At 41.5% G+C, this 25585-nt stretch carries 25 protein-coding genes, 2 pseudogenes and 1 riboswitch; of the genes and pseudogenes, 19 read left to right on the plus strand and 8 right to left on the minus strand.

Going from position 1 to position 25585, the window contains the following annotated elements; all coding sequences use genetic code 11:
- Positions 1-3 precede the first annotated feature (3 nt).
- From MKY20_RS04145 to rlmH, 4 genes are all read left to right on the plus strand, one after another.
- Positions 4-798, plus strand: a complete 795-nt coding sequence (locus MKY20_RS04145; protein ID WP_251266765.1) for an MBL fold metallo-hydrolase — start codon at positions 4-6, stop codon at positions 796-798.
- A 237-nt stretch (positions 799-1035) separates the two neighbouring features.
- A complete protein-coding gene (locus tag MKY20_RS04150; RefSeq protein WP_251266766.1) occupies positions 1036-2265 on the plus strand; it encodes a S1C family serine protease in 1230 nt (409 codons plus the stop codon).
- Positions 2266-2421: 156 nt separating this feature from the next.
- Entirely contained in the window at positions 2422-2583 is a 162-nt protein-coding gene (locus MKY20_RS04155) for a CxxH/CxxC protein (protein ID WP_009332445.1), read from the plus strand.
- Between the two features lie 80 nt (positions 2584-2663).
- On the plus strand, positions 2664-3143 hold the full coding sequence (gene rlmH / locus MKY20_RS04160) for a 23S rRNA (pseudouridine(1915)-N(3))-methyltransferase RlmH (RefSeq protein WP_009332442.1): 480 nt from the start codon (positions 2664-2666) through the stop codon (positions 3141-3143).
- A gap of 81 nt (positions 3144-3224) precedes the next feature.
- Here rlmH and MKY20_RS04165 read toward each other — a convergent pair whose 3' ends face one another.
- Together MKY20_RS04165 and pdxR are read right to left on the minus strand one after the other, a co-directional pair.
- A complete protein-coding gene (locus MKY20_RS04165; protein ID WP_341000426.1) occupies positions 3225-4670 on the minus strand; it encodes a DEAD/DEAH box helicase in 1446 nt (481 codons plus the stop codon).
- Positions 4671-5061: 391 nt separating this feature from the next.
- Positions 5062-6516 (minus strand): MocR-like pyridoxine biosynthesis transcription factor PdxR, encoded by a 1455-nt coding sequence (pdxR, locus tag MKY20_RS04170; RefSeq protein WP_251174368.1) that lies wholly within the window; start codon positions 6514-6516, stop codon positions 5062-5064.
- A 118-nt stretch (positions 6517-6634) separates the two neighbouring features.
- Between pdxR and MKY20_RS04175 the strand changes: the two genes are divergently transcribed.
- Complete coding sequence (locus MKY20_RS04175; RefSeq protein WP_217035494.1) at positions 6635-7255, plus strand: LysE/ArgO family amino acid transporter; 621 nt, start codon at positions 6635-6637, stop codon at positions 7253-7255.
- Positions 7256-7414: 159 nt separating this feature from the next.
- Positions 7415-7912, plus strand: coding sequence for an LURP-one-related/scramblase family protein (locus tag MKY20_RS04180; protein ID WP_217026051.1), 498 nt, complete (start codon positions 7415-7417; stop codon positions 7910-7912).
- Positions 7913-8144: 232 nt separating this feature from the next.
- Here MKY20_RS04180 and MKY20_RS04185 read toward each other — a convergent pair whose 3' ends face one another.
- The gene (locus tag MKY20_RS04185; protein ID WP_009332432.1) at positions 8145-8348 is read right to left on the minus strand and encodes a DNA/RNA helicase domain-containing protein; all 204 of its coding nucleotides are present in this window, start codon (positions 8346-8348) and stop codon (positions 8145-8147) included.
- 79 nt (positions 8349-8427) lie between these two features.
- Here MKY20_RS04185 and MKY20_RS04190 point away from each other — a divergent pair.
- From MKY20_RS04190 to MKY20_RS04205, 4 genes and pseudogenes are all read left to right on the plus strand, one after another.
- Positions 8428-9057, plus strand: a pseudogene (locus MKY20_RS04190) (T7SS effector LXG polymorphic toxin); the annotation flags it as partial.
- 666 nt (positions 9058-9723) lie between these two features.
- Positions 9724-10173, plus strand: a pseudogene (locus MKY20_RS04195) (T7SS effector LXG polymorphic toxin); the annotation flags it as partial.
- 3 nt (positions 10174-10176) lie between these two features.
- Positions 10177-10611, plus strand: coding sequence for an SMI1/KNR4 family protein (locus tag MKY20_RS04200; RefSeq protein WP_009332429.1), 435 nt, complete (start codon positions 10177-10179; stop codon positions 10609-10611).
- Positions 10612-10900: 289 nt separating this feature from the next.
- On the plus strand, positions 10901-11284 hold the full coding sequence (locus tag MKY20_RS04205; RefSeq protein WP_009332428.1) for a hypothetical protein: 384 nt from the start codon (positions 10901-10903) through the stop codon (positions 11282-11284).
- A gap of 220 nt (positions 11285-11504) precedes the next feature.
- Here MKY20_RS04205 and MKY20_RS04210 read toward each other — a convergent pair whose 3' ends face one another.
- Together MKY20_RS04210 and MKY20_RS04215 are read right to left on the minus strand one after the other, a co-directional pair.
- Positions 11505-11969, minus strand: a complete 465-nt coding sequence (locus MKY20_RS04210) for a hypothetical protein (RefSeq protein WP_009332427.1) — start codon at positions 11967-11969, stop codon at positions 11505-11507.
- Between the two features lie 21 nt (positions 11970-11990).
- A complete protein-coding gene (locus MKY20_RS04215; protein WP_217026050.1) occupies positions 11991-12470 on the minus strand; it encodes a GyrI-like domain-containing protein in 480 nt (159 codons plus the stop codon).
- 110 nt (positions 12471-12580) lie between these two features.
- Here MKY20_RS04215 and MKY20_RS04220 point away from each other — a divergent pair, with 110 nt between their 5' ends.
- A complete protein-coding gene (locus MKY20_RS04220) occupies positions 12581-13543 on the plus strand; it encodes a helix-turn-helix transcriptional regulator (protein WP_192908003.1) in 963 nt (320 codons plus the stop codon).
- A 61-nt stretch (positions 13544-13604) separates the two neighbouring features.
- Here the strand turns inward: MKY20_RS04220 and MKY20_RS04225 are convergent, their stop codons facing one another.
- Positions 13605-14075: an SRPBCC family protein gene (locus tag MKY20_RS04225; protein ID WP_217026049.1), complete on the minus strand. Its 471-nt coding sequence runs from the start codon at positions 14073-14075 to the stop codon at positions 13605-13607.
- 470 nt (positions 14076-14545) lie between these two features.
- Here MKY20_RS04225 and MKY20_RS04230 point away from each other — a divergent pair, with 470 nt between their 5' ends.
- The 6 genes from MKY20_RS04230 (at position 14546) to MKY20_RS04255 (ending at position 19891) form a co-directional block, all read left to right on the plus strand.
- A complete protein-coding gene (locus MKY20_RS04230) occupies positions 14546-15931 on the plus strand; it encodes an amino acid permease (RefSeq protein ID WP_019383523.1) in 1386 nt (461 codons plus the stop codon).
- Positions 15932-16315: 384 nt separating this feature from the next.
- Positions 16316-16750, plus strand: coding sequence for a GNAT family N-acetyltransferase (locus tag MKY20_RS04235; protein ID WP_251266767.1), 435 nt, complete (start codon positions 16316-16318; stop codon positions 16748-16750).
- Between the two features lie 70 nt (positions 16751-16820).
- Positions 16821-16973 carry a hypothetical protein gene (locus MKY20_RS04240; RefSeq protein ID WP_009332421.1) on the plus strand — a complete coding sequence of 51 codons (153 nt, stop codon included), beginning with the start codon at positions 16821-16823 and terminating at the stop codon, positions 16971-16973.
- Between the two features lie 102 nt (positions 16974-17075).
- On the plus strand, positions 17076-17711 hold the full coding sequence (locus MKY20_RS04245; RefSeq protein ID WP_341003286.1) for a helix-turn-helix domain-containing protein: 636 nt from the start codon (positions 17076-17078) through the stop codon (positions 17709-17711).
- Positions 17712-17742: 31 nt separating this feature from the next.
- A complete protein-coding gene (locus tag MKY20_RS04250; RefSeq protein WP_009332419.1) occupies positions 17743-18708 on the plus strand; it encodes an LCP family protein in 966 nt (321 codons plus the stop codon).
- 13 nt (positions 18709-18721) lie between these two features.
- Positions 18722-19891 carry an FtsW/RodA/SpoVE family cell cycle protein gene (locus MKY20_RS04255; protein WP_019383528.1) on the plus strand — a complete coding sequence of 390 codons (1170 nt, stop codon included), beginning with the start codon at positions 18722-18724 and terminating at the stop codon, positions 19889-19891.
- Between the two features lie 79 nt (positions 19892-19970).
- On the opposite strand, the gene MKY20_RS04260 is transcribed toward MKY20_RS04255, so the two are convergent.
- Positions 19971-21149 (minus strand): MFS transporter, encoded by a 1179-nt coding sequence (locus MKY20_RS04260; protein WP_019383529.1) that lies wholly within the window; start codon positions 21147-21149, stop codon positions 19971-19973.
- 79 nt (positions 21150-21228) lie between these two features.
- Between MKY20_RS04260 and yeiL the strand changes: the two genes are divergently transcribed.
- A complete protein-coding gene (yeiL, locus tag MKY20_RS04265) occupies positions 21229-21906 on the plus strand; it encodes a transcriptional regulator YeiL (protein ID WP_071158171.1) in 678 nt (225 codons plus the stop codon).
- Between the two features lie 542 nt (positions 21907-22448).
- On the opposite strand, the gene guaD is transcribed toward yeiL, so the two are convergent.
- Positions 22449-23816 (minus strand): guanine deaminase, encoded by a 1368-nt coding sequence (gene guaD / locus MKY20_RS04270; protein ID WP_251266768.1) that lies wholly within the window; start codon positions 23814-23816, stop codon positions 22449-22451.
- Positions 23817-23951: 135 nt separating this feature from the next.
- Positions 23952-24053, plus strand: a riboswitch (purine riboswitch).
- Positions 24054-24222: 169 nt separating this feature from the next.
- On the opposite strand from guaD, the gene MKY20_RS04275 reads away from it, so the two are divergent.
- Positions 24223-25578, plus strand: coding sequence for a nucleobase:cation symporter-2 family protein (locus tag MKY20_RS04275; protein ID WP_251266769.1), 1356 nt, complete (start codon positions 24223-24225; stop codon positions 25576-25578).
- Positions 25579-25585 lie beyond the last annotated feature (7 nt).

The following is a 25585-nucleotide window of genomic DNA, read 5'->3' on the forward strand; positions in this document are numbered from 1 at the left end:
AACATGTCTTTACAATTCAGCGTTCTCGCGAGCGGCAGTACTGGGAATGCAATCTTTGTCGAGACGGAGGAACATTCCTTTCTGGTTGATGCCGGATTAAGCGGAAAGCAAATGGAAGGTTTATTTCAGCATATTGGCCGGGACATCGGCAAGCTATCAGGGATACTGGTGACCCATGAGCATAGTGACCATATTAAGGGTGTCGGGATTCTTGCCCGGAAGTATAACCTGCCGATCTATGCGAATGAAAAAACATGGCTGGCCATGGACGGACTGATTGGACAAGTCCCGGTTGACCAGAAGTTCCATTTTGATATGGAAACGGTGAAAACATTTGGATCCCTTGATATTGAATCCTTCGGGGTTTCCCATGATGCAGCCGACCCGATGTTTTATGTGTTCCATCATAGTGGGAAAAAGCTTGCGCTGATCACCGATACAGGCTATGTCAGCGACCGCATGAAAGGTCTGATTTCCAATGCGGAGGCTTATGTATTTGAAAGCAATCATGATGTCCAGATGCTTCGTATGGGCCGCTACCCGTGGAATATTAAGAGAAGGATCTTAAGCGATGTCGGCCATGTATCCAATGAGGATGCCGCCCTTGCGATGAGTGAAGTGGCGGGCGACCGGACGAAGAGCTTTTATCTGGCTCATTTAAGCCAGGATAACAATATCAAGGATCTGGCGAGAATGTCCGTATCCCAGACACTTGAAAGCCGCGGAATCCTTGTCGGCGAACAATTCGACCTTTATGATACAGATCCAAAGGTTCCGACAATCCTAACGGCAGTTTAATAAAAATATAAAGAGGAATACACAGAGAGACAGCCGTTTCCATGTATTCCTCTTTTTCTTTTTTGAAAAAATCTTAAAAAAGTATGAACAAAGTCGTAAGATTGCTGAAGCAGGTGCGTTTTTATTAGATTTTTGAAAACAGGAGAGTATAATATTGGGTATAAAGGAAGACTAAATTTTAGCATTTATATTTTAAAAGCCAGTGTTTTTGCAGATGAAAGAAAGGATGGGTGCAGTTTGGGCTATTATGATCAAGATCATCAGAACCGTTATAAAGGGCAAAAAGGCAACAAGGGCGGATATTTTCTGGCCAGCCTTGTTGGAGTCATATTAGGAGCCATCCTGGTCGTGGTTGCGGTGCCAAAGCTATCTGATTACAACGTGCTCCCTTATACGGTTGAACCGGATGAAGAGCTGCAGGATGAGGCAGCCGGGAATAACAATAACGCCAATGTTCAGAATGTCTCACTTGATGTGACCACAGATGTAACCAAGGCGGTCGACAAAGCCGGGGATGCGGTCGTAAGCATTACGAACATCCAGACAGCCGGCTTTTGGTCGAATGAGGGAAATGGCAGTGCCGGCCAGCCAGCCGGAACAGGTTCCGGAGTTATTTATAAGAAGGAAGGAAATACAGCCTTCATCGTTACAAACCACCATGTGGTAGAAGGAGCTCAGGAGCTGGAGGTAAGTCTGCAGGATGGCACCAAGCTCCCGGCAAGACTGGTTGGCAGCGACATTTGGACGGATCTTGCTGTCCTTGAGGTAGAAGGAAAGGAAATTAAGACGGTTGCCGAATTCGGCGATTCTGAAAAACTGAAGCCAGGCGAACCAGTCATTGCGATCGGGAATCCTCTTGGACAGTTCTCAGGCTCTGTCACACAGGGAATTATTTCTGGCCTGGAGCGTGCCATCCCGGTTGATATCGATCAGAATGGAACAGTTGACTGGCAGGCTGAGGTACTGCAGACAGACGCCGCCATCAACCCGGGTAACAGCGGCGGGGCTTTAGTTAATATCAGCGGACAGCTGATTGGCATCAACTCCATGAAAATCGCTGAGAGTGCGGTAGAAGGAATTGGATTGGCGATTCCGATTAACTACGCACGCCCAGTCATTGATGACCTCGAAAAGTTCGGAGAGGTAAAACGTCCGTATATGGGCGTACAACTGGCATCGGTCAATGAGATTCCTGGCTACTACCAGCAGGAAGCGCTAAAACTGCCTAAGGATGTTAAATCTGGTGTGGCCATCACTTCAGTTGAACCGAACTCTCCAGCTGCACAGGCAGGACTGAAGGAAATGGATGTAATCGTCGAGATGGATGGACAAGAAATCAATGACATCATCGAATTGCGCCAGCATTTGTATACGAAGAAATCGGTAGGCGACCAGATGAAAATTAAGTTTTACCGCGACGGGAAAACTCAGGAAGTAACCATGAAGCTGAGCGGCGAGACATTATAATGGAACGACTAAATGGGAAAGCGGAAATCGCTTTCCTGTTTTTTATTGTTTTGTTAAGATGAGATGTGGATAACTTATATGTATACGAGAAAATAAAAATTATCCACAGATCGGATAAAAAAACAGGCTTCCAGCCTAAAAAGGAGCATGCTGAAAATGATTTACTGCTGTGACGAACACGTTGATCTGGCAATAGATATAGTGGTTGATGAGTACGAAACATTCCCGCAATTAACAAAACTTGAAGAGGATAAAAAGTTATCAACAACCTGTGAATATTGTCAAAATAACGCAATATATGTTGTAGCGAACGAATGATCTCATACAAGATGTGGATGAAAAATGTGGACATGTGGATAACTTCTGTGGATATCTTGTTTGTAAAGTGAGGACATGCTGTGAATATCTCAATTATTACGGTCGGAAAACTAAAAGAAAAATACCTGAAGCAAGGAATTGACGAATATCTAAAAAGACTGTCAGCCTATGCCAAAATGGATATCATCGAGGTTCCTGACGAAAAAGCCCCTGAAGAACTAAGTGAAACGGAAATGATTCAGGTAAAGCAAAAAGAGGGTGAGAGGATCCTGGCGAAGATCCATCCGGATGCTCATGTTATAGCACTAGCTATCGAAGGGAAAATGAAATCATCGGAAGAGTTGGCTGACAATCTTGATAAATTAGCTACGTATGGGAAAAGCAAAATTGCATTTGTCATTGGCGGGTCTCTTGGATTGAGCCAGGAGGTTTTGCAGCGGGCGGATGATAAGCTTTCTTTTTCGAAGATGACGTTTCCGCATCAGTTGATGAAGCTTATCTTGCTGGAGCAGGTTTATCGGGCGTTTCGGATTAATCGGGGGGAACCGTACCATAAGTAAGCAAGGTTTATTAGAAGTTTAAGCCGGCCAATGAAAATCCCCCTCATCTAATAAAGTGAGGGGGATTTAAGTTTTTTCTACTTATTTAATCGCTTTGCTTACTTTTAACTTCTTCCCTTTGATGGTCGCATTTTCCATGGCTTGTAAAACTAATGAGCCTTTTCCATTCAGAATATCAACATAAGACATTTGATCATGGATGGTGATAATGCCGATATCATCTGCTGTGACTCCAGGGATTTTTGCGATCGTTCCGACAAAGTCAACAGCGCGGATTTTCTTCTTTTTCCCGCCAGTAAAATGGAGTTTCATAATACCTTGATTGATTCGGGCTGTTTTATTATTTCTTACAATACGCCTGTTGTTAAGTTTTTCTTCGAAAGCAGCTTTTCCACCAGCAACTTCAAGATGGCTGGGTGCTTCTCTAGCAGGTAGATCAAAGCCGATGTATCTTTCAATGGCTTTAATGAATTTTCCTTCAAAAGGTGTCGAAAACGTAATGGCCTTTCCTTTATTTCCAGCACGGCCTGTTCTTCCAGTTCGGTGTACATAGCTCTCTTTTTCCATAGGAACGTCATAGTTGATGACAAGTGTCACATTATCAATATCAATACCTCTGGCAGCTACATCAGTGGCCACGAGATAGCGGAAGTTCCCCAGTTTGAAACCTTCCATAACAGAGAATCGGTCTTCTTGCTCCAGCCCCCCATGGAGTCTCTCACAAGGATATCCAGCTCTATCTAGTTCGCTATACACAGTATCAACGTGTTCTTTGGTTCGGCAGAAAATCAGGCAGCTGTCTGGATTTTCTACAACCGTGACGTCTTTAAGGAGTGAGATCTTTTCTTCATCTCTCACTTCAATTAAAGAATGTTCAATGGTATCGGCCGTCACCTTGGTCGATTCAATCTTAATCTGAATAGGATCTTTCATATATTTATGGCAAAGATTTTCAACATCTTTAGGCAGAGTTGCAGAAAAAACCATTGTTACTCGGTTTGAAGGCAGCTCTTTGATGATCGCTTCCACTTCATCGATGAAACCTCTATTAAGCATCTCATCAGCTTCATCTATGATAAGATACTTTATTTGATCCAAAATCAAGGTTTCTCGTTCAATATGGTCCATGACTCGTCCAGGGGTGCCAACGACTACATGAGTTTTTTGTTTCAATTCATCCTTTTGTTTCGAAAAAGGTTCTTTTCCATAAACGGCTACAGCTTTAATGCGTTTAAACCTTCCGATATTCGTAATATCTTCGCAGACTTGAACCGCAAGCTCCCTAGTTGGCATAAGAATTAAGGCCTGTGGTTTTTTTTCTTCCCATTCAACCATATCGGAAACAGGAATACCAAAGGAGGCAGTCTTTCCACTTCCTGTTTGAGCTTTTACGACAAGATCTTGATTTTTCATTGCTAATGGAATGACTTCACTTTGAACTTCTGTTGGGGTTTCGTATTTTAACACAGCTAGTGCTCTTTTTATTTCTTCGCTTACATGAAAATCCGCAAAACTTCTTTTATTCATTTTTAAACCTCGTTTTTTGTTTTTTCATCATATGTATAGAATTCTCTCCAAGAATTATTATATGCATTTTCTGAATATGGTTCATTATACTTGAAAAGTGCGGACAAAACGGCTTTTATTTTAAATTTTAAAAAGTAACAGATAAGGATGCGTTATTGACCTCAGATAACTTGAGGGAAAAAGATAATGAACAATACAATGCTTCTTTTTACAATAGTAATAAAAAATAACTCTGTTCTTTTAGGTAAGCCCAAAAACCTCTTTAGATATATTACGGAGAACCTTATCACCAATAGTGTTAAAACAAAAAGTTAAACTTGTCCTGGATAAACCCTTATTATATAGAAGTTTACAAAAATAAGGATACCGTTATTACGGTATCCTCATAAATTCAATTCATAGAAGAATTTTTAATAAGTTGTGCTAAATAAACCAGCCCTTCTTCTAGTTGATCCATTGAAGCATATGAATAGGAAATGCGAAGGTGCTGATCATCATTATTATCATACACACTACCTGGATTTAATAAAATTCCTTCTCGAAGGGCTGCGTTAAATAGCTTTCGGGTGGAAACACCTGTTAGTAATTTAAGCCAGATATAAAATCCACCTTTTGGGGTCTTCCATGTTGCTATATCGGAAAAATATTTCTCTAAAATTTGAATGGTGAAATCCCTTCTGAATCTTAATTCCTCTTTCGTTTCCTTTAAGAAGCCCTCATACATACCACTACGAAGCCATTTGTCTACAGCATATTGTGATAAGGAACTTGAGCCATAATCTGTTTGCATCTTTATATCTGCCAAACGTTCAATAACAGGTTCGGGTCCTACAATCCAACCGATTCGTAAACCGGGGCTCAATGTTTTGGACATGCTTCCTATATACAGGACATTTCCTTGTGTATCATTAGCTTTCAAAGGATTTGGCGGAGGGTTTTCAAACCATAAATCGCCATAAACATCATCCTCGATGATAGGTAAAGACTCCCTTTGACAAACCTTTATTAATTCAAGCCGCCTTTTTTCAGGCATTAATGTGCCGGTTGGATTGTGAAAAGTGGGTATCGTATAGAGTATAGCCGCATGATGCTGCCGCTTCATACGCCCAATTGAGTCACTTTTAATTCCTTCTTTGTCAAGTGGAATACCCAATAAATTCATTCCAGCCGATTGGAAAACGTGTACGGAGTTTAAATAGGATGGTGATTCATGAAGTATTGTTGAGCCTCTTTTTAATACTCCAATGGAAATCAATTGAAGCGCTTGTAGTCCTCCAGAAACAATTAAAATCGATTCGGGGGAAGCTTCAATTCCCTTTGTTCTTAAATATGCACTAACGGTTTTACGTAAAGATAGGCTCCCTTTAGACTCCATGTATCCAAGCGATAAAGACTGTTCAGTATCTATTTGCAGTATTTGCCCCATTTTTTTGCTGGGTAACAAGTCTGGTGAAAGTTCTCCTGTCCCAAGCCTAATCATAGCAGGGTCTGCTTCTGCTTTATTAATTTCTTGGATGATATTTATATTTGGTTTATGAATACCGGATTTTACATAACTAATCCAATCTGGAGGAGGAGTGGAAGCAAGCAGGCTCCATGTATTGTTAATCACCCTAGTACCGCTCCCAACCTTAGATTCAATTAGTCCATCGGCAGCCAGTTCTTCAAGTGCAGTTACAATGGTACTGCGATTTACTTGAAATCGTTTTGCTAAATTTCTTTGTGGTGGTATTTTAGTGCCTAATGTCCATTCACCGTTCATTATTTTGTTTTTCATAAAATCATATATTTGCTGATGTAAAGGAACAACAGAATTTTTTTCTGGCTTCCAATCTAATTCAGACATAGGCTATCTCCAATCATTTTTTAAAATTATACCAAATGGTTGGTTAGACTCCCATCCAAATGGTTGGAGACATATGACTCGTCCTTAGCTATTCTAGATAAGAATAGGGGGAATCAAAATGGAACCATTATTTCATGGGATGATATTGGCATTTGGATTAATCTTACCTTTAGGAGTTCAAAATGTATTTGTATTTAATCAAGGAGCGACACACAACAAATTCACCAATGCTTTACCTGCAATTATTACAGCAGGGGTTTGTGATACAATACTGATTTATTTGGCTGTTGCCGGGGTATCCATTATTGTTTTTAGTTTTGAATGGTTAAAGGTTTTGTTATTTTTTGTTGGATTCCTTTTCTTAGTTTATATGGGTTGGATTATGTGGAAAAACACACCCGAAATAAACGCTAATCAAGAACAAAACCGTTTTTCTGCACGTCGTCAGGTTACTTTTGCCGCTTCTGTCTCATTACTTAATCCTCATGCTATTATGGATACTATTGGAGTTATAGGAACTAGTTCATTGGCTTATACAGGATATGAGAAATGGGTGTTTACCGTGGCTTGTATAATGATTTCCTGGATCTGGTTCTTTTTCTTAGCGATTTCTGGAAGGAAAATTGGTCAATTTGATAAAAATGGTAAGTTCTTAAAATATATGAATCAAGTTTCCGCTCTTATTATATGGGCTATGGCTATTTATATGGGATATCAACTGTACTCATTATTAAGTTAGCATGAACTTTAGGAAGCTTTACCATAAATGCAAAGTGAACCGTATTATAAGCAGCTTTTAAATCCAATTAGTTACATGGTGGTCTTCCTTGATGTTTCATAACAGTTAGAACAAGATTATACTAATTTGTAATATGCTATATAAAAAGGGGGTCATAAAGTGAGGCAACTTTATATAAAGCAGAAGGTGTTTAGTCTTAGTGGCAAATTTACAGTAAAGGATGAGCAGGAGAACGATGTATATTATGTAGAGGGAAGTTTTATGCAAATTCCAAAGACATTCTCTGTTATGAATACAGCAAGAGATGAAATAGCTCTCATTACGAAAAAGGTGTTCAGCTTTTTACCGAAATTTTTTGTTGAGGTAAATGGCCGAGAGGTGCTGACGATTAAGAAAGAGTTATCCTTCTTTAAAGCACGATATACGATTGATGCGGCAGGGATTGAAGTACATGGTAATTGGTGGGATATGGACTTTCAGGTATTACAGCATGGCGAAGTTGCAGGGAAAGTGAGCAAGGAGTGGTTTACTTGGGGCGACAGCTACAAGGTTCAAATTTTAGAAGAAGAGATGGAAGCTATCATAATTGCACTCGTTGTTGCAATTGATTGTGTGAAGGCCGACCAGGCAGCTGCTTCCTCCGCAGCGACACCATAACGTGGGAATAAATTAAATGGCAGAATAATTAAAAAAAGTCTGGTGAACCATACACAAGAAATAACAATAAAAAAGTGCCCAACCCAGATGTTATAAAGGGAAAAGGCACTTTTCCTACTTTTTTATTTCTCTTTCTAATAAACCTCCCGATCCTCAGCCACTTTCAATACTCTTCCAGGAGAAAGATCATTATTAGTTCTTGTTCGCTGCAACCGTTCTTCAAAGTAAGCATTCAACTAAGGGTCAGTACAAATTTTTGTCCTCTGGTCATAAGAGTCCGGTACGTATTGCGTATAATTTGATCAGCTGCTGCTGGCGCTTTCTCAGAGTCCTTTTTTGATAGAGTTTTAATGCCATTTAAAGATTGATTTATCTTGACTTGTTTGGACAGCCTTGCCACTCTCATTCTTAAGTCGGAATCAATGATGACAAGCATATTTAAACAATTCTAAAGGAACTTTTTACACTATTTCATGCCAAAATTCCTATTCAACTAATTGCCCGAGTCCTTTAAGATGGAAATAGAAGAAAATGGAATTTATAATACGGAGCTGATTCTGTTGAAAGTTCTTGAAGTAGATTCCTTGCTTGCAGGAATCCGTGAAACCAGCAATCAATTATCGATTCTTAAGGAGCAGGTAAATCAAGTTCAGTTGTCCATCCAGGAGCTGGTGTCTCTTGAAGATGCGTTCAAAGGACAGGGCGGCCAGGCCATACGCGCTTTTTATCAGGAATGCCACCAGCCATTCTTGCAATTCCTTGAATCCTGGATTGACGAGTATCGATCCTATTTAAAGAGTTTCATAGGTTCATTGAGTAGTCTTGAACCCTCCCCTTCAGGCTTTATCCGCCAGGAATTTCTGGAGCATGAACTCAAAAAGGGGCTGAGAACCACTCTGCAGATTACTGCTGAGCTGACAGAGGAAGCGAATAACATCATGAAGTCCGTAAGCGATATTGTTGCGCTTCCACGGCTGGAGGATGGCCATTTTATCCAGGCATCAAAGCACGCCGAGGATTCAAGCCGCGAAACAGTTCAAAAATTGGAGGATTTTGACCATCGGAAAACGGCTGCACTGGACCCTCTCCTGCATGATTTATCCCTCATGAACCAGTACCTCCAAAAAATGGCGGTCATATTCCAAAGCGGCAACTTATCTCTAACCCATTATCAGCCAAAAACTCTTTCCTGGAAGGATTTCCATGAGGAAATATCGAATCCCAATCCAGAAAGCGAGGAAAGTATTCTTCAAGATATGGCTGAAGGAGTCATCGAGGGTGCATCCAAAGCTGTAGAAGATTCATGGGAAGGACTGAAGTCAACCTATGAGCTGGGACGGACCATCATGGGGCCGTTCAGTCCGCTGTTTTTGGGCAATGAATTGTTGTTTAACCGTGACCAGCTTCTTGAAAACCAAAGGAAGCACCAGGAATTTTATTTAGGCATTTTTAATGACCCCATAGGAAAAGTACGCCAGGCCCTCGATATGCCAAAATACATATGGTCCGCTGTCACCAGCGCCTGGGAGCGGGATGTCGTAAATGGGGATGCCAAGAGCCGGACAGCCTTCTTTACCTATGGCCTGACTTCCCTGGGAATTGGCATTCTTGGGGATAAGGGGATTGGGGAAGCTGGAACCATTGCTAAGACAGTTGGCCAAGCTGGTAAAGGAGAGAAAGCACTTTCTATTTACACGCCGGTTCAGACACCGGCCATGGCAGGTATTGGACTGACCGGGGGACCTGTGCCTTATAATGTTATTAATGATCCGTTGACGAAGATTAAGACGGTGACTGATAATGTGTTTGGAGTTAAGGGCACGGGTAATAAAATAGATTCTGATTTAATAAAAAAATATATTAGAGATGTAGAAGGACGAACAGGAAGAGAGTTACCTAAAAGCCAAATAGAGAAGTTGAAGGAAGCGTTAAGAAATAGAGAATATAACAAGTTATCACCTACCGAAACAAGAAAACATCGACGAGCATTTAATAAAGTTAAAGATAAGCTGATTGAGGAGTGGGAGATAAACACTGATCAAAAATGGCCTACTTATGCTGAAGCCGTTATTTCAGAGAAGACCGGTGAACCAGTTCGAAGAAAAGGAGATAAATACGATGCTCATCATATAATTGAGAATAGTTTCCAAGGAGAACATGAATGGTGGAATATACATCCTGCAAAGTTTCCGAATGAACATCAATCAGGCATCCATGGTACCGGCTCGCCAGCCAATGAATTATTTAAAGGAGGAAAGTAACTTATGAGATTTGATTTTATTAAAAATCAAGTTGGTAATCAGTTTTTCCATGTAAGTGAAAAAGAAATTGAAGAAGTTGAATCAACCTTGGGATTAAAATTCCCTTATGATTTAAGAGAATTCCTTATAGAAGTTGGTTATGGTTTTCTTAGAAGATCTGAATATAATATTAATCGGATTATGGGACCCGCTTCTATAAGAGATGCCAGATTAAAAGTTAATGATTTTGAATTTTATCCCGATATAGAAGTATATGAAGAACTGGAAGAGGGTAAATTAATTTTTTTTGAAGCAAATGAAAGTGCATTGTTACTAATTGACTTGAGTGAAGAAAAAAATAATTCTATTTATTACGACGAGATAAAAATAGCTGATTCTTTAGAAGAATTTTTAAGGAAAGTAATGGACGACGACAAATATTATATTGATATGGAATAATAAAAATAGCTAAAATAACGAGTTTCTTTTAAGAAATAGTTCAAGGTTTAGATAAATCTAAAAAATATGTACAATTATTAAACCTTGATTGGCTTTAGCCTCTCAAGGTTTTTAACGCTCTAAACATTTGTAATTAAATCACTAATAGAGTGTTATATTTTTTGTCCTTCTTTTACTTTCAGACACCGGCCCCGAACCTAGATTGGCAAAGTGCCTTTCAAGGTTTCCATTTTAATGGTGAAAATATCCCAGTAATTAATCCGGCAGAGTAGGAAGAGAGGATTTAAATATGGTATATACAGCTCTTGTTAAAAGGCTAGATCAACAAATTGAAGAAGAAGTGACCATTGAAATCGAGGGCTTTGAATTTACAGGATTTGCTTTTATTTGTCCTTATAAAATTGAAGTAGGAAAAAGTTATCCTGTATCAATAGGGTTTACTATTTTAGATGAGTTAATGATTCGTGAAATCCAGGGAGAGAAGAAAGAAATTGAACGTATTGGTTTGGGCTATGAATATTATATAAGAGGTTTGTTACATGAGGATAAAATTGACGCAGGTATAGTTTTTACTGACGAAGATGAATATTTTTCTGATTATCCTGAATTCAAAGAGAAAAATGTTGAGATGAGAGTTGACAGAATCAGTATCGATTTTTTTAAGACACCATAATAATAATTGATAAGCTATTTGGTATCAGTGTGTTTTTAAACACGATAATTCATTGGTATTAAAACCTTGATGCCTTTCAAGGTTTTTTCCTTTAAGAGATTTATGGATAAATACAACAGCACCCCCCTAATAGGATGGAGAGGTGCTGTTTGTGAATGCATACATGTATTAGTGTGTATCATTGATAGTTTTTACTTTAGAGAGGAATTTATTTCTAACCCTAATACTCCCCTCTAATTACAAAAAACGACCCCCGAATAACCCCCGCCAATTTAGACTTCCGCCTGGCAAACTTAAACTTCCCTTCTAATTCCTTTGGTATTTCCATTCCCTCAGAAAGTTTAAAACCAACAGCACGTTTCTTGGGGTCATCAACCGTATACATGACGTTGACACTAAGGCCATCCTCATAAAAGACGTAGGTCCATTTAATATTTTCGACTTGAAATTGGGAAGTTTCTAAAGGTTTGGCTGCAAACTCTATATCCCGTTCTTTTTTCAAGATATGGTTTACATAATCAAGGGTTTCCTGGCTTTCGCTGGCAGGTACAACGGTAAATTCATGCTTATATTTAGTCATGAAGTAACGGGCCTCATTTGCACGCAAACCAGCAAGGGCTTCCGCTGCCGGTGAAGACTCTAGACCAGCTGCAGACACATTTTTGAAATCAACAATATAGGACATTTTCATCCCGCCTTTTATTTCCTATTTCCTAACAACAGGAATCCACATTTCACCAAATACTAAGCCATTTCGCTGGCCCATTTCAACCGCTGCATTGGGCCCGCCAACATAGGCAACATTTGTTGCTTCCGGCAAGACTTGACCAAAGGCCATGCCGGTAAGCATATTGCTCAACATTTCAGCTGTCTCGGCTTCCCCTTTAACAACGATGTATTCTCCTTTAGGGAATTGGATCAGTCTGGATGCTTCTGGGAGCGACTCCTCTGTCATGACGCCGGCATAATGCATCATCTTGTTATTCACTGCTTCGTTCACGGTAAAAATGTAATCATTTGCAGCAATAGCTTTTAATTTATCAAGCCTGCCATCCTGTTTAACTGCCAGCCAAAAATCCGCCTTTTCCTTATTGATGCCGGCATAGTCTGTGTAATCGCTCTTCAGTTCAGTTCCGATGCCTAAAACCGTAAAGCCTTCTTTTTCTTCCAGAGTATAATCTGCCATAATCAAAACCTTCCTTCTCTAAAAATTGATCAAATGATTTATCTTTTCACTTGATGAGTTTATAATAACTTTAAATCATGTCAAAAAATGATACTGTTTAGGAGGTCCCCATGAAAAAAGTTGAACGGATTAATGTGATGATGCGGTATATCAATAACCGCGCCCACTTTACTATTTCTGAAATCATGCGGGAATTTAACATCTCCCGTTCAACGGCTATTAGAGATATTCGGGAAATTGAAGCCATGGGGATGCCGCTTGTCGCTGAAGTTGGCAGGGATGGGGGTTATTTTGTCATGAACAATTCTGTCCTGCCCACTGTCCGCTTTACTGATAATGAAATCAAAGCACTGTTTATTGCCTTTATGGCTACAAGAAACCTTCAGCTCCCCTATCTAAAGAGCCGTCAGTCTTTAGCTGAAAAATTAATCGGCCTCATCTCAGAAGCCCAGCAGGAAGACATTGTTCTATTAAATCAAATCCTGCTGTTTGAAGGGACCAACCCCAATAATCCCGACCTGCTTGAACTGTCGGACCTCCCTCATCCGATGCTGGAGAAACTCATCCAAACCCTTCTTTTGGATAGCTATTTATTGATTACCATTAACGAAGAGAAGGAAATCAGGTCTTATCCCATTTATCTCTTGCACCTTTATCGTGAAAAAAGCATCTGGCTGATTGAAGGCTTTGACTTAAAGGAAGGAAAGAAACAAATTTTTCCCGTGGACAATCTCACCAGCGTCGAACCATATCCTGTGAACAAAAGAGTAAGCAGAAAAAATATTTTAGAAAAAATAAGCAAGCAGGAGGAAGTAATCAATCTTGTCCTTGAACTCGGTCCACAGGCGATTGCCCAGTTCAAAAAATACCATCCTTTAAAAGTATCCATTTCTTATACAAATCCTTACCAAACGACAGCCGTTCTAAAGACTTTTATCAATGTCAATAATTCAGAAGAACTGACCGAAATGACCAATTGGCTGCTTTTCCTCGGAGGGGATATCAAGGTCAGGGAGATGCCGGAAGAAATCTTAGAAGGTTTACAAGAGAGATTAGGCTTATTCTGCCCATAAGCAGAGCTAGTTAAAACCGGCATTTTGCCAGGTTTGCAGAGCCCCTAATAGCTCTTTAATTTTACATACAAGCCAGATGCTCCTCAAGGCGCTCCATTGTCTGTTCGGCACCTGGGGCGGCATATGTTTTCACCTTTTCAAATACAGCGGCAGTTTCTTCAAAAATTGTGGTATAAGTGAGCTTCGTTTTGCCATCCAGATCCTCAAAGGCCGCTGTGGCGAGAAAATGGGGAAATACATCATGTTTGAAGACGATTCGCTCGGGTTTAACGACCTCAACAAAGACGTTGGTATTAGGAAAATCAACGCCATCAGGACCGTGCATGATAAACTGCCATGTACCGCCCGGTTTCATATCGAATGTTTGAGAAGTCAACGTAAAACCTTGAGGTCCCCACCACTTTGACAGATGCTCTTCTTTCGTCCAAGAATCAAACACAAGATCAACAGGCGCATCAAATACGCGGGTCACTGTAATTTCACGGTCCCCTATTTGTGTTGTCATTTTGTTTGTTGAGTTGTTTTGGTTCATGTCGATCCCTCCAAGTTAAATTTGATTAAAACCATATCACTAATCCCTCTTGCCCATTAGCTGTTCAGCCGCCATATTATTAATTTGCTAATCGTTTATCATTATCCTTCCGATAAACGGTGTGAGATTCTCCTGATTTAATTGTTAAATAGTCTTTGATAAGTTTAAGTGGCTTCTTACACTATTTCATCCTAAATGCAGCGTTATTAAGCAAGGTGTTTTAAGTATAAATAGAAAGGAGCAATTACTTCTCTCCTTTGATTAGGTCAGAAGTATTTTTGTATTTTACTATAGTATTATTTGTGACTCTTTCCTGTTGTTAACATTGATATACAGCCATTTATTAAAATATTCCATTGTAATTATTAGTGGTATTTATTATTATAAATGAGTATTTTAGTACAAGATTAAGAATCTTTTTAACCAATATTTCTTGATATTTCAATATTTTCAACAAAGGAGGATATGGAGTGGCAAACAAAGAATTGAAGAGAGGCTTAGAATCACGTCACATTCAGATGATTGCTCTGGGTGGTACGATTGGTGTCGGCTTATTTATGGGATCAGCAAGCACCATTCAATGGACAGGACCGTCTGTGCTTCTTGCTTATATAACTGCAGGGATTTTTATCTACTTCATCATGCGTGCCATGGGGGAAATGTTGTATTTAGAGCCTAACACGGGGTCCTTTGCCACATTTGGCTATAAGTATATTCATCCATTGGCTGGGTATTTGACTGCCTGGAGCAACTGGTTTCAATGGGTAATAGTCGGGATGGCTGAAATTATTGCCGTCGGTGCCTACATGCAATACTGGTTTCCTGACTTGCCTGCGTGGATACCGGGTATCATTGCCATGGTGATGCTGGGAGCCGCGAATTTAATATCCGTTAAATCATTTGGTGAATTTGAATTTTGGTTTTCCTTGATTAAAGTTGTAACGATCATCTTAATGATCATTGCCGGTTTTGGGCTTATTTTCTTCGGAATTGGCAATGGAGGTGAGGCAATTGGTTTTTCTAATCTTTGGGAGCATGGCGGATTCTTTACAGGCGGATGGACAGGCTTTTTCTTTGCCCTATCCCTTGTAATTGGAGCGTATCAAGGCGTTGAACTAATTGGAATTACAGCAGGGGAAGCAAAAGACCCCAGGAAAACGCTTACGAGTGCAATTCAAAGTATCATTTGGCGGATTTTGATTTTCTATATAGGGGCTATTTTGGTGATTGTAACTGTATATCCTTGGGATCAGCTTCAATCGGTCGGAAGCCCATTTGTGGCTACTTTTGCAAAAGTAGGAATTACTGCGGCTGCAGGAATTATTAACTTTGTTGTTATTACAGCGGCGATGTCCGGCTGCAACAGCGGTATTTATAGTGCAGGTCGTATGCTTTATACGTTAGGAGTAAATGGGCAGGCACCTAAATTCTTTACGAAAATATCTTCTCAAGGTGTACCGATTGTCGGTACTATGGGTGTACTGATTGGTTTAGCGGTTGGTGTTGTTTTAAGCTATATTGCACCAGAAAATTTATTTGTCTATGTATACAGTGCAAGTGTTCTTCCAGGTATGGTTCCATGGTTTGTCATCTTAATCAGCCAAATTAAGTTTAGAAAAGCAAAAGGAGCTGAAATGGACAAGCATCCATTCAAAATGCCTTTTGCTCCTGTGACCAATTATTTAACCATCGCATTTTTATTGATGGTATTAGTGGGAATGTGGCTGAATGATGATACCCGGATCTCGCTGATCGCAGGTATTGTTTTTCTGGGAATTGTAACTTTAAGTTATTTCGCTTTTGGAATAGGAAAGCGTGTACCACGAGATTCTGGAGAAGATAAAGAAGCAGCCTAATAGAGAAGAATTCCTTCAGCATATTGAGCTGATATGCTCATTGAAAGAACATTAAACCAAAGATGATTCAACCTGCAATTCTGCAGATAAATTGATAAAAGCATTATAATTATTACCACCTTGATAGACTAAATGTCTCTTAAGGTGGTCTTTTTTATCTGCTCCTATTGGCGCTCGCGGATAATCTATGTGTCTAATGGAAGGCAGTGCCTCCCTCTAAAATAAGAACTCTTATCCCGCAATATCCTAAAGGTGTTCACATTGAAGGATTTTCATTTGGATCTGTGGAATTCTGAATTCAGAAAGCCAAATTTCAGGTTTCTCCCCCACAAACATCCGGGGAGGCACACAGGTAACGGAGAAAATTTATTTCAGGGGGATCACATGATCGAATTCAAAGAAATAGACCGGCATAATTTTTTCGATGTAATTGATTTGCGTGTAGCAGAAGAGCAGAAATCGTTTGTAGCGCCGAATGTGTTTTCGCTTGCACAGGCAAAGGCATTTCCGGAGTGTATTTGTTTAGCGATCTATCAGGATGATGTGTTAGTGGGCTTTACGATGTATTGCATAGATTCTGACGATAAGGAATATTGGATATACCGCCTAATGATTGACGCGAAGCACCAGTCAAAAGGGTATGGAAAAGAGGCCATGGAGAAGCTGATCGAGCGGATTAAACAGGATCAAGAGCATAAGGTGATATATTTAAGCTTTGAGCCAGAAAACAATCTGGCGAAGGGGTTGTATGAAAAATTGGGCTTTGAAGCCGATGGCAGGATAATTGATGGGGAAATCGTTTATAAGTTAACGCATTAATCAAAAGAGCTCCTTCTGAGGGGCTTTTATTAATTCGTGGCTTGCCGTTATTTTCATGGAGGTGAATCAATTGACAGGGGAGTTTAAAAAAAAGAAAAAATGGATGGTATTGATCATTTCGGTCGGCTTGTTAATTGCTGGACTGCTCGATATTAAGTATCAAGGACTATTCTTTCAGCTATTGCCAGAATCTATTCAATCAAAGATAGCTGATATTTATTAAGCAAATAGAAAAGTCGGCCTTTAATAGGTTAAAGAAAGTAGTGTTGACAAAATGTCAACACTATTTGTATATTGATAGAAGCTGAACATGTTGGAAAGGAAAATGAGTATGGCAGATAAAAGCAATGAAATAGGCCAGCTGCTTAAGAGCTTACTGAAGGAGCGGTCTTTATCCATGAGGAAATTCAGTCAGATGACTGGAGTCGATACGGCGGTCATATCAAAAATTATTAATGGAAAACGAAAAGCGACCCCCGAGCATTTGGAGCGGTTTGCGGATTATTTTGGAGTATCAATCTCCCGGTTTTATGAGAGCGCAGGGTACCCTATAGATCCAAAGCAGACGGAACTGAATGAGTCGATTGGCTATATTCAGGCTGTTCTTGAATCCACAAGTTTAGTAGATAAAGAGTTTCGGCTGGAAGATGTGAAGCAGGAACTTGAAAAATACCAGCAGTTCTCTCAAACCAAGGAAGGGACCAAAACCATTCAGTCCAAGTTTGAGGAGAAGGTGGAGAAAGTGGGGAGCATCGGTCCCTTTATTCATTATTTAAAGGACATGTACGGGAAATTCTCTATGCGGAGCGGGAATAAGCTGGAGCTTGCTATGATGGGCGGGGCACTCCTCTATTTTATCACGGCCGTTGACTGTATCCCGGATTATGTCTTTCCGGTCGGTTATATAGACGATGCACTGGTCATCAATTGGGTGATGAATGGACTGTCGCTGAAAAAATAAATTGCGGAAAATAAGTAGGATGGGAGAAAAAATGAGCAGACAAAATCGCTATAAAAGAAAAAGCAGAGTGCTTAAACTGACTGCAGCATTGCTGGCAGTGAGTGCGGCTGTGATCGGATACTTTGTCTATCAATACCAGGCGGGAATAAGCATGGCAGAACCGGTTGAACAGCAGGAATATGAGTTCCATGGGGAGAAAAGCCTCGACGATAAAATCAATGTACTTCTATTGGGAGTCGATGCACGGCCGGATGAGGGAAAATCCCGCACTGACTCCATCATGGTCGCCCAATACGATCCGAAGGAAGGGACAGCCAAGGTCATCTCGATCATGCGGGATATTTACACAGAAATTCCCGGATATAAGAACTACAAAATTAACACTGCCTTTTATCTGGGCGGACCGGAATTGCTGCGGGAAACCTTGAAAGATGACTTTGACTTGGATATTGAGTATTACGCCCTGATCGATTTTACAGGCTTCGAGAAAATGGTGGATGCTCTTGCCCCTGATGGCATTGAAATGGATGTTGAAAAAAAGATGTCAGCTAATATCGGCGTGTCCCTTGAGCCCGGATTGCAAAGGCTGAACGGGAAGGAATTATTGGGATATGCCCGTTTTCGCAAGGATGCAGAGGCCGATTTCGGACGGGTAAGGCGCCAGCAGCAGGTCATCAATGCACTAAAGGACGAGTTTTTAAGTGTTAGTGGTGTGGTAAAGCTGCCGAAGCTGATAGGAACTGCTCAGCCCTATATTCAGACGAATCTTCAAGGCGCAGAACTTCTCGCTATCATGAAGGACGTCGCTATGCACAGGCCTGATAAGGTGGAAACACTGACCATTCCCATCCAGAATTCTTATACAGATGTAAGGTATGAGGGGGTAGGGCTGGCACTGGATATTGATTTTGAGACAAATAAAGAGGCAATCCGATCCTTTTTGGAGGGGGACTCCAGGAAATCAGGGATAGACGCATCCAGCGGGCAAAGAGATTGAGGAGAACTTCAACATGGGAAATACATATTTGAAACGGCTGGATAAATCGGTCTTGTTCATTATTTGTACATTTAGCATCATGAGTATCCTTTTTATTTACAGCAGCCAGGGGACCGGTCAGTACGGAGACCAGAACTTTGCGCTTAAGCAGGGAGTCAGCTATATGATTGGGTTCGTCCTGCTGATGGCTGTTGCTTATCTGGATGCAGACCAGCTGGAGAGAATTGCATGGCCCCTCTATCTTGTTTGTTTTGCGTCCATCGTTCTTTTGCCGCTTATGCCTCCTGCAGTGGCGCCGTCTATTTTAGGGGCGAAAAGATGGTATAGCCTCCCCCTGCTTGGCTCTATACAGCCATCTGAGTTTTTTAAAATCGCTTTGCTTCTGTTAACATCCAGATTAGCTTACAAACACAATTTGCTTTACCAGGTGAGGACGGTTTGGACTGACCTCCTGCTGATTGGCAAAATCCTTCTGGCGACAATCATTCCATCCATCTTTGTCTATCAGCAGCCTGATACCGGCATGGTTGTTCTTTACTTGGCCGGCAGCGCCACCGTCCTCTTTCTGTCCGGCATTCAAAAGAAGATTCTAGCAGCCGCGTGCTTTTTTCCGGCGGCAGGCACAGCCATCCTCATGTATGTCTACTTTCAGTATCCATCCGTCTTCTATGATCAGCTGATTCCGTTATTAAAGCCCCACCAGCAGGAGAGAATCCTGGGATGGCTTTCGCCAAGTGAATATGCAGATCATGCATATCAGACGAATAAAGCCATACTGGCGGTGGGAAGCGGGGAATTAAAGGGAAATGGATTTGGCGGCGGAACAGTCTATATTCCTGAAAAGCATACAGATTTCATCTTTGCCACCATTGCGGAAGAAGGCGGGTTTATAGCTGCTGCTGTTGTTCTCAGTTTATTCTTCGTCCTATTGTACCGGATGGCTGTAATCGGCGATCATGCGGAATCGCCCTTTGGTTTGTATATTTGCTCGGGGGCGATAGCGATGTATACCCTGCAAATCTTCCAAAACATCGGGATGACAATCGGGGTCATGCCAGTCAAAGGGATTTCACTGCCCTTATTGTCATATGGGGGAAGCTCATTGCTGTCCAATATGATATTCATGGGTATCCTATTATCGATACGAAAGCCGTACCGGAAATATATGTTCGAAGCAAAATAGACGGCAAGCTTCTTTTGAGCTTGCTGTTTTTTACTTGGATAACACTGAAAAAGAGCATTCCCGAAAAGGGCATGCTCCGCTAACCTGCCAAACTCCCTTCAGTAATTTCCTTCGCATGAACAAGTTTCCTATAAATAACCGCCAGGATCAATGCTGGTATCGTGCAAACCACCATCCCGATAAACGCGTATCTTGGTTCCATTTCATATAAATACCCGCCAAAAATCGTGAAGATGGCTGTGCTCCAGCTAAGAGCGAGTGCAGAGTATATTCCTTGTGTAATCGGCACCTGTTCATGGGGAACGTATTTGATTAAGTATTTCATAAAGGCATAGTGTGCCATGGCAAATGAAAAGGCATGAAGTGTTTGGGCAACCGTAAACATAATCACATGCGGAAAAGCAAATACGAGTATCCAGCGTGCGGTTGAGCCCAATGCTGCCAATGCCAGTAAAGAGCCGATTGAAAATTTGCGGAAAGTCCGGTCGGCAATGAAAAAGAATAGGATTTCTGCAATCACGGCAATGTTAATGATCAGGCCGATTAAATATTGGGGAGCCTGAATTTCCTGCAAATAAATATAGCCATAGTTGTAATAAGAAGCATGTGCTGCCTGCAGTAAAATGACTATGACGAGCACCAGGCCGAAGTGCTGGATGCTGAATAATTTCTTTATGGCGCCTTTTGTCTGGACGCTTTTGGGTTTTTCCGATAAAACGTCCGGCGTATTCATTAAACCGAGGCACAGAAATACGATCATGCCGAGCAGCAGAGCCCAGAATATGGCATCATCCCCAAATGCCCCTGTGAAGAAAGTCAGGATCATGCCGGATACAACGAATCCAATTGACCCCCATGAGCGGCTCTTTCCGTAATCTCTTAATTGCTTACTCTGTACAAGAATGCCTGCAGCACTATCCAATGCTGGCATCAGAGCAGGGTAAAAGAAGTGTAAAAACAGCGTAACCACCAGCAGGCTTGTAAAAGAATTGGCCGGGATATAGCAGAGAATGGCAATCAGTGTGCCGATTCCCATCCCGTTAAGCAGGGTTCTACTGCTGAATTTTCCTGATAAATAGGGAAAGGCAAAGAGTGTGGAAAGGCCCCGTACAGCCAAACCTAGACTCATGATCAAACTCGCTTGTGAAACGGTCATTCCTTTTATATGGATCAGCCACCCTGTCCAATAGGGCAGAAAAACACCCCAGGTCATAAAGAAACTGAAAAACTGTCTGCCCATCCAGCTCTGTGTATTCATTAAATATCCCTCCGATATTTGCATGATATCAGGAAGATTCGTACAATAATATGAGATATCTCATATTTCGGGGTGGAGAATGGAAATTTATAATCAGGAAAAAAGGCAGCATTACCTGGAGCAGTACTCCATTTCGCATTTATTTTCTTTTCAGGTTGAGGAGTTTATGGAAGTACGCGAATATAAGCGGGATGAATGGATTATTCGCGAAGGCATGAGGCCAGATTATTTGTATTATGTTATCGAGGGTAAAGCCAAAATCTATGTAACATATCAAAATGGCAAGGTTTCTTTGATCAATTTTATTAATGCCCACGATTATATCGGCGAAATGGAGCTATTACATGAAGTGTACTATACAAAGGGGATTCAAGCCTCCACGAAGACAATCTGTTTTGCGATGCCTTTGCATAAATACCGCAACAGGCTCCTTGAAGATACGACCTTTCTTCGTGAACTCACCAAGTTTTTAAGTATGAAAGCAACGAAAATGGCTGAAAAGTACTCCCAGAGCCTTTCCTTTCCGCTAGAAAACCGACTGGCGGATTTCATTCTGCAAACCGCTGATGGGGAGGTCTATAAGGAAAAACATGTAACCGTCTGTGATTTTTTAGGGGTATCTTATCGCCACCTATTGCATGTTCTTGTACAGTTTTGCGATAAAGGATACCTGCAGAAGGAAGGGCGGCAATACCTCATTCGGCGGTCAGATGAACTGCACCGGCTTGCTGATGTGCTGAAAAATGACTTACATTAAAAGGAATAAGACTGAACCAGACGCAACTTCGGACAGGAGAGTGGGAAAACCGAAACAGAGAGTCTGAACCTGGAGAAACTTCGGACAGGAGAGTGTGAAAACCGAGAGATAGAGTCCGAACTTGGTGTAACTTCGGACAGGAGAGCCGGAAAACCGAGAGATAGAGTCCGAACTTGGTGTAACTTCGGACAGGAGAGTGGGAAAACCGAGAGAGAGAGTCTGAACTTGGTGTAACTTCGGACAGGAGAGCCGGAAAACCGGGAGATAGAGTCCGAACTTGGTGTAACTTCGGACAGGAGAGGCGAAAAACCGGGAGATAGAGTCCGAACTTGGTGTAACTTCGGACAGGAGAGCCGGAAAACCGAGAGAGAGAGTCTGAACCTGGTGCAACTTCGGACAGGAGAGGCGAAAAACCGGGAGATAGAGTCCGAACCGGGCGCAACTTCGGACAGAAGAAATGGGAATCCAAGGGGAGTAGTCCGAACCCAATGCTCGTTCGGACAAAAGAGGCAGAAGTCATTCTGAACCTTTTACGCAGTCCCTCAAGAACGCGAGTGAACCTTTTCCCCTTGTACCCAGACTTCCCGAATATGCTCCGGACGGACGAGATACATGACTTTTTGAAAAATATCATCTAACGCTTCACTTTCGGTAAAGATGGGGAGGCTTGCTCCCGGCACTTTCGTATCGACTATTTGAACGTCCCATGCATAGTTCTCCTGAATTCGCCCAATAGGCAGACTTAAGCTTTCTCCGCCGCCGGCTGTAGCCAGGTAAAAGGCTTCATGGATGGAAAGCCGGGAGTCCGGCACTCCCCGTTCCTCTGCAGGAAGAGCAGAATTTACTCCGTCCTCCAGCATTCTGGAGGAGACAACAGCCTGTTTGGCATTATCATAAAGACTTGGAGTTGCGCCAGCTGAAATATCAGTCCCTAATCCAATATCAATTCCCTTGGCCATAAAGCGCTTGATTGGAATCACGCTATTGGCAAAGTAGGCATTGGACAGCGGACAATGGCTGATTGCGGTGCCTGTACTGGCAAATAGCTCTGCATCATGGTCATCCAGGAAATTGCAATGTGCCATTACCGATTTTTCGCCTAATAATCCGAAATCATGCAGGGCTGCTGCATCATGCTTGCTGAAACGTTCCTGTACATAGATGTGAGCCCAGTCACTTTCGCTGCAGTGGGATTGAATATGTGTATCATATTTGGCAGCCAGTTCACCCAGGCCCTTTAGTGCTTCATCTGAACAGCTTGGTATGAATCGCGGTGTAACGACAGGATACACGCCTTGTTTGACCGTTTTGGCCAGCTCCTTTACCGCTAAAATAAACTCCTCCGTATCGGCTAACGCTGTTTTCGCATCTGCATCCCGATAATAGTCTGGATTTTGTTCAGGATCATCCATGACGACTTTACCCACTAAGCCCCTTTGCCCTTTTTCCGCACATATTTTCGCTAATAATAAACTTGCCTGTTTATGAACGGTAGCAAAGTAAAGGACCGTCGTGGTTCCATTTGCAAGCAGTGTATTCACGAGATCTTCATAAACCTTCTTGGCAAAAGCCAAATCTGCATATTTGGACTCTAATGGAAATGTGTATGTGTGGAGCCAGTCATAGAGGGGAATATCCAAAGCTGTCCCTGATTGAGCCCATTGCGGAGCATGGACATGCAAGTCCACAAAACCAGGAAGGAAATATTGCCCGTCTGCTAAGCGGTGAAAGTTCTCCTGTCCTTCATAGGCAGCGAGCAGGGATGGGTAGTCCTCATGCTCAGGATCCGCGATTTTTTCAATTATCCCATTTGAATTCACGAAAAATAAGTAATCTTTTAAAATATTTATTTTCTTAGGAGAATGACTAGAAAAAGCGGTTCCATGAAAAATATACGTATATTTACTCATATATACCTTCCTAACGTTCGTATTTTGTGCTACTATAGTCATTGTAAAGGAAAGAGTAAACTCAGTCTAGCAGAAAAGTATTGTAAAAAATCTTGTTGTCATTTACAGGAAAGTTATTGTAAGATAATTTCAATCAAAAAATTAAATAGTGTTTTTCATATAATCGTAGGGATATGGCCTACAAGTTTCTACCCGTTTACCGTAAATAAACCGACTATGAAAAGCAGGAACAGGATGGACAAAGACTCACTTGGAATTCGTCTGTTCTTTTCGTACTTCGATTTTTTAAGCTCGAGGTATATGCTTTTTTACATTTGGGAGAGAGCATATACGTTGGGCTTTTTCTATTGGTCTGTTTAAAGAAACAGTGATTATATGGATATCATAACACCAACAGGGGGTTCTAATGATGGATGCAAGGACTGAAAAACGAAAAACAAACAGCAGTAAAACGGGAAAAGAGGTTTCAGTTGGACAATCCATTTTTCTGGGGCTGCAGCAAGTATTGGCGATGGATCTTTTCATTCCGCCGATGATTCTAGCAGGATTATTGTCCTTTTCCGTTCCGGATAGTGCTCTGTTAATACAAATGACCTTTATTGCCTGCGGAATTGCCACAATCATTCAAGCAGGATTTGCTATGAAGCTTCCAGTCATGCAAGGGCCATCCTTTGTACCGCTTAGTGCACTGGCAGCCATCGGAACAACTTCTGGAATCGGTGCGATGATTGGCAGTTTGATCCCCGGAGCTTTGCTTGTTGCCTTATTGGGCTACCCGCTTAAAGTATTCAGCAAGGTCGTCAGGAAATTCATCCCTCCGATTGTAGCGGGGACAGTCATTGTCGTTGTTGGGCTTTCATTAATGCCGAGTGCGATCAATTCTATCTACTCGGCACCAGGAAACTTTGGAGAAAATATATTCGTTGCAGCTGTGACAGCGGCTGTGCTGATTTTCTGCATGTATATTGGCGAGAAGTCCCAATCGAAACTGAAATACATTAAAATCGTATCCGTTATTTTATCACTAGGTATTGGATCAATTGTTGCTTCATTCTTTGGGTTAGTCGACTTCTCATCGCTGGGTAAGTCGGCGTGGTTCCAGATGCCAAGCCTGTTTGCCTTTGGAGCTCCTGAATTTGATCTGCATGCGATTCTGATTATGGCAGCCATCTATTTTATTGTCACAATCGAAACAACTGGGACGTGGTTTACGGTTAGTAAGGTGACAGGGGAAAATCTGGATGATAAACGTTTAAATGGCGGGGCATTTGGAGAAGGGCTGGGCTGTTTTATTGGTTCCTTCTTTGGGGGAACACCGGTAACAGGCTACTCATCCAATGCCGGCATCATTGCCATCACAGGAGTGAAAAGCCGCAGGCCAATTATCGCAGGCGGTGTGATTATGATTATCCTGGGCATGATGCCAAAGCTGATGAATTTAATAGCATGCATTCCCGGGGTTGTCATCAACAGTGTGTTTGCCATTTTATGCGTAGTCATCATGATGAATGGATTCAAAGTGATTAAGGAAGTGGCCTTTACAGAACGGAATATGCTTGTGATCGGTGTGCCGATTATGCTTGCCCTGTTTGCCGTGCTAATGCCTGCTGATGTGTTAAAAGGGCTGCCTGACATTGCAACCTATTTTGTCTCATCAGGTACAGCCATCGGAGCGATTACAGCGCTGGTTCTAAATCTGGTTCTGCCGCAAAAGCTTGAAGATAGTGTAAAAACAAATGAAGTAACAGTACATGTCAATTAAAGTCGCG

It is taken from the genome of Cytobacillus sp. FSL W8-0315 (assembly GCF_038002905.1).
GTDB classification, from domain to species: Bacteria; Bacillota; Bacilli; order Bacillales; family Cytobacillaceae; genus Cytobacillus; species Cytobacillus pseudoceanisediminis.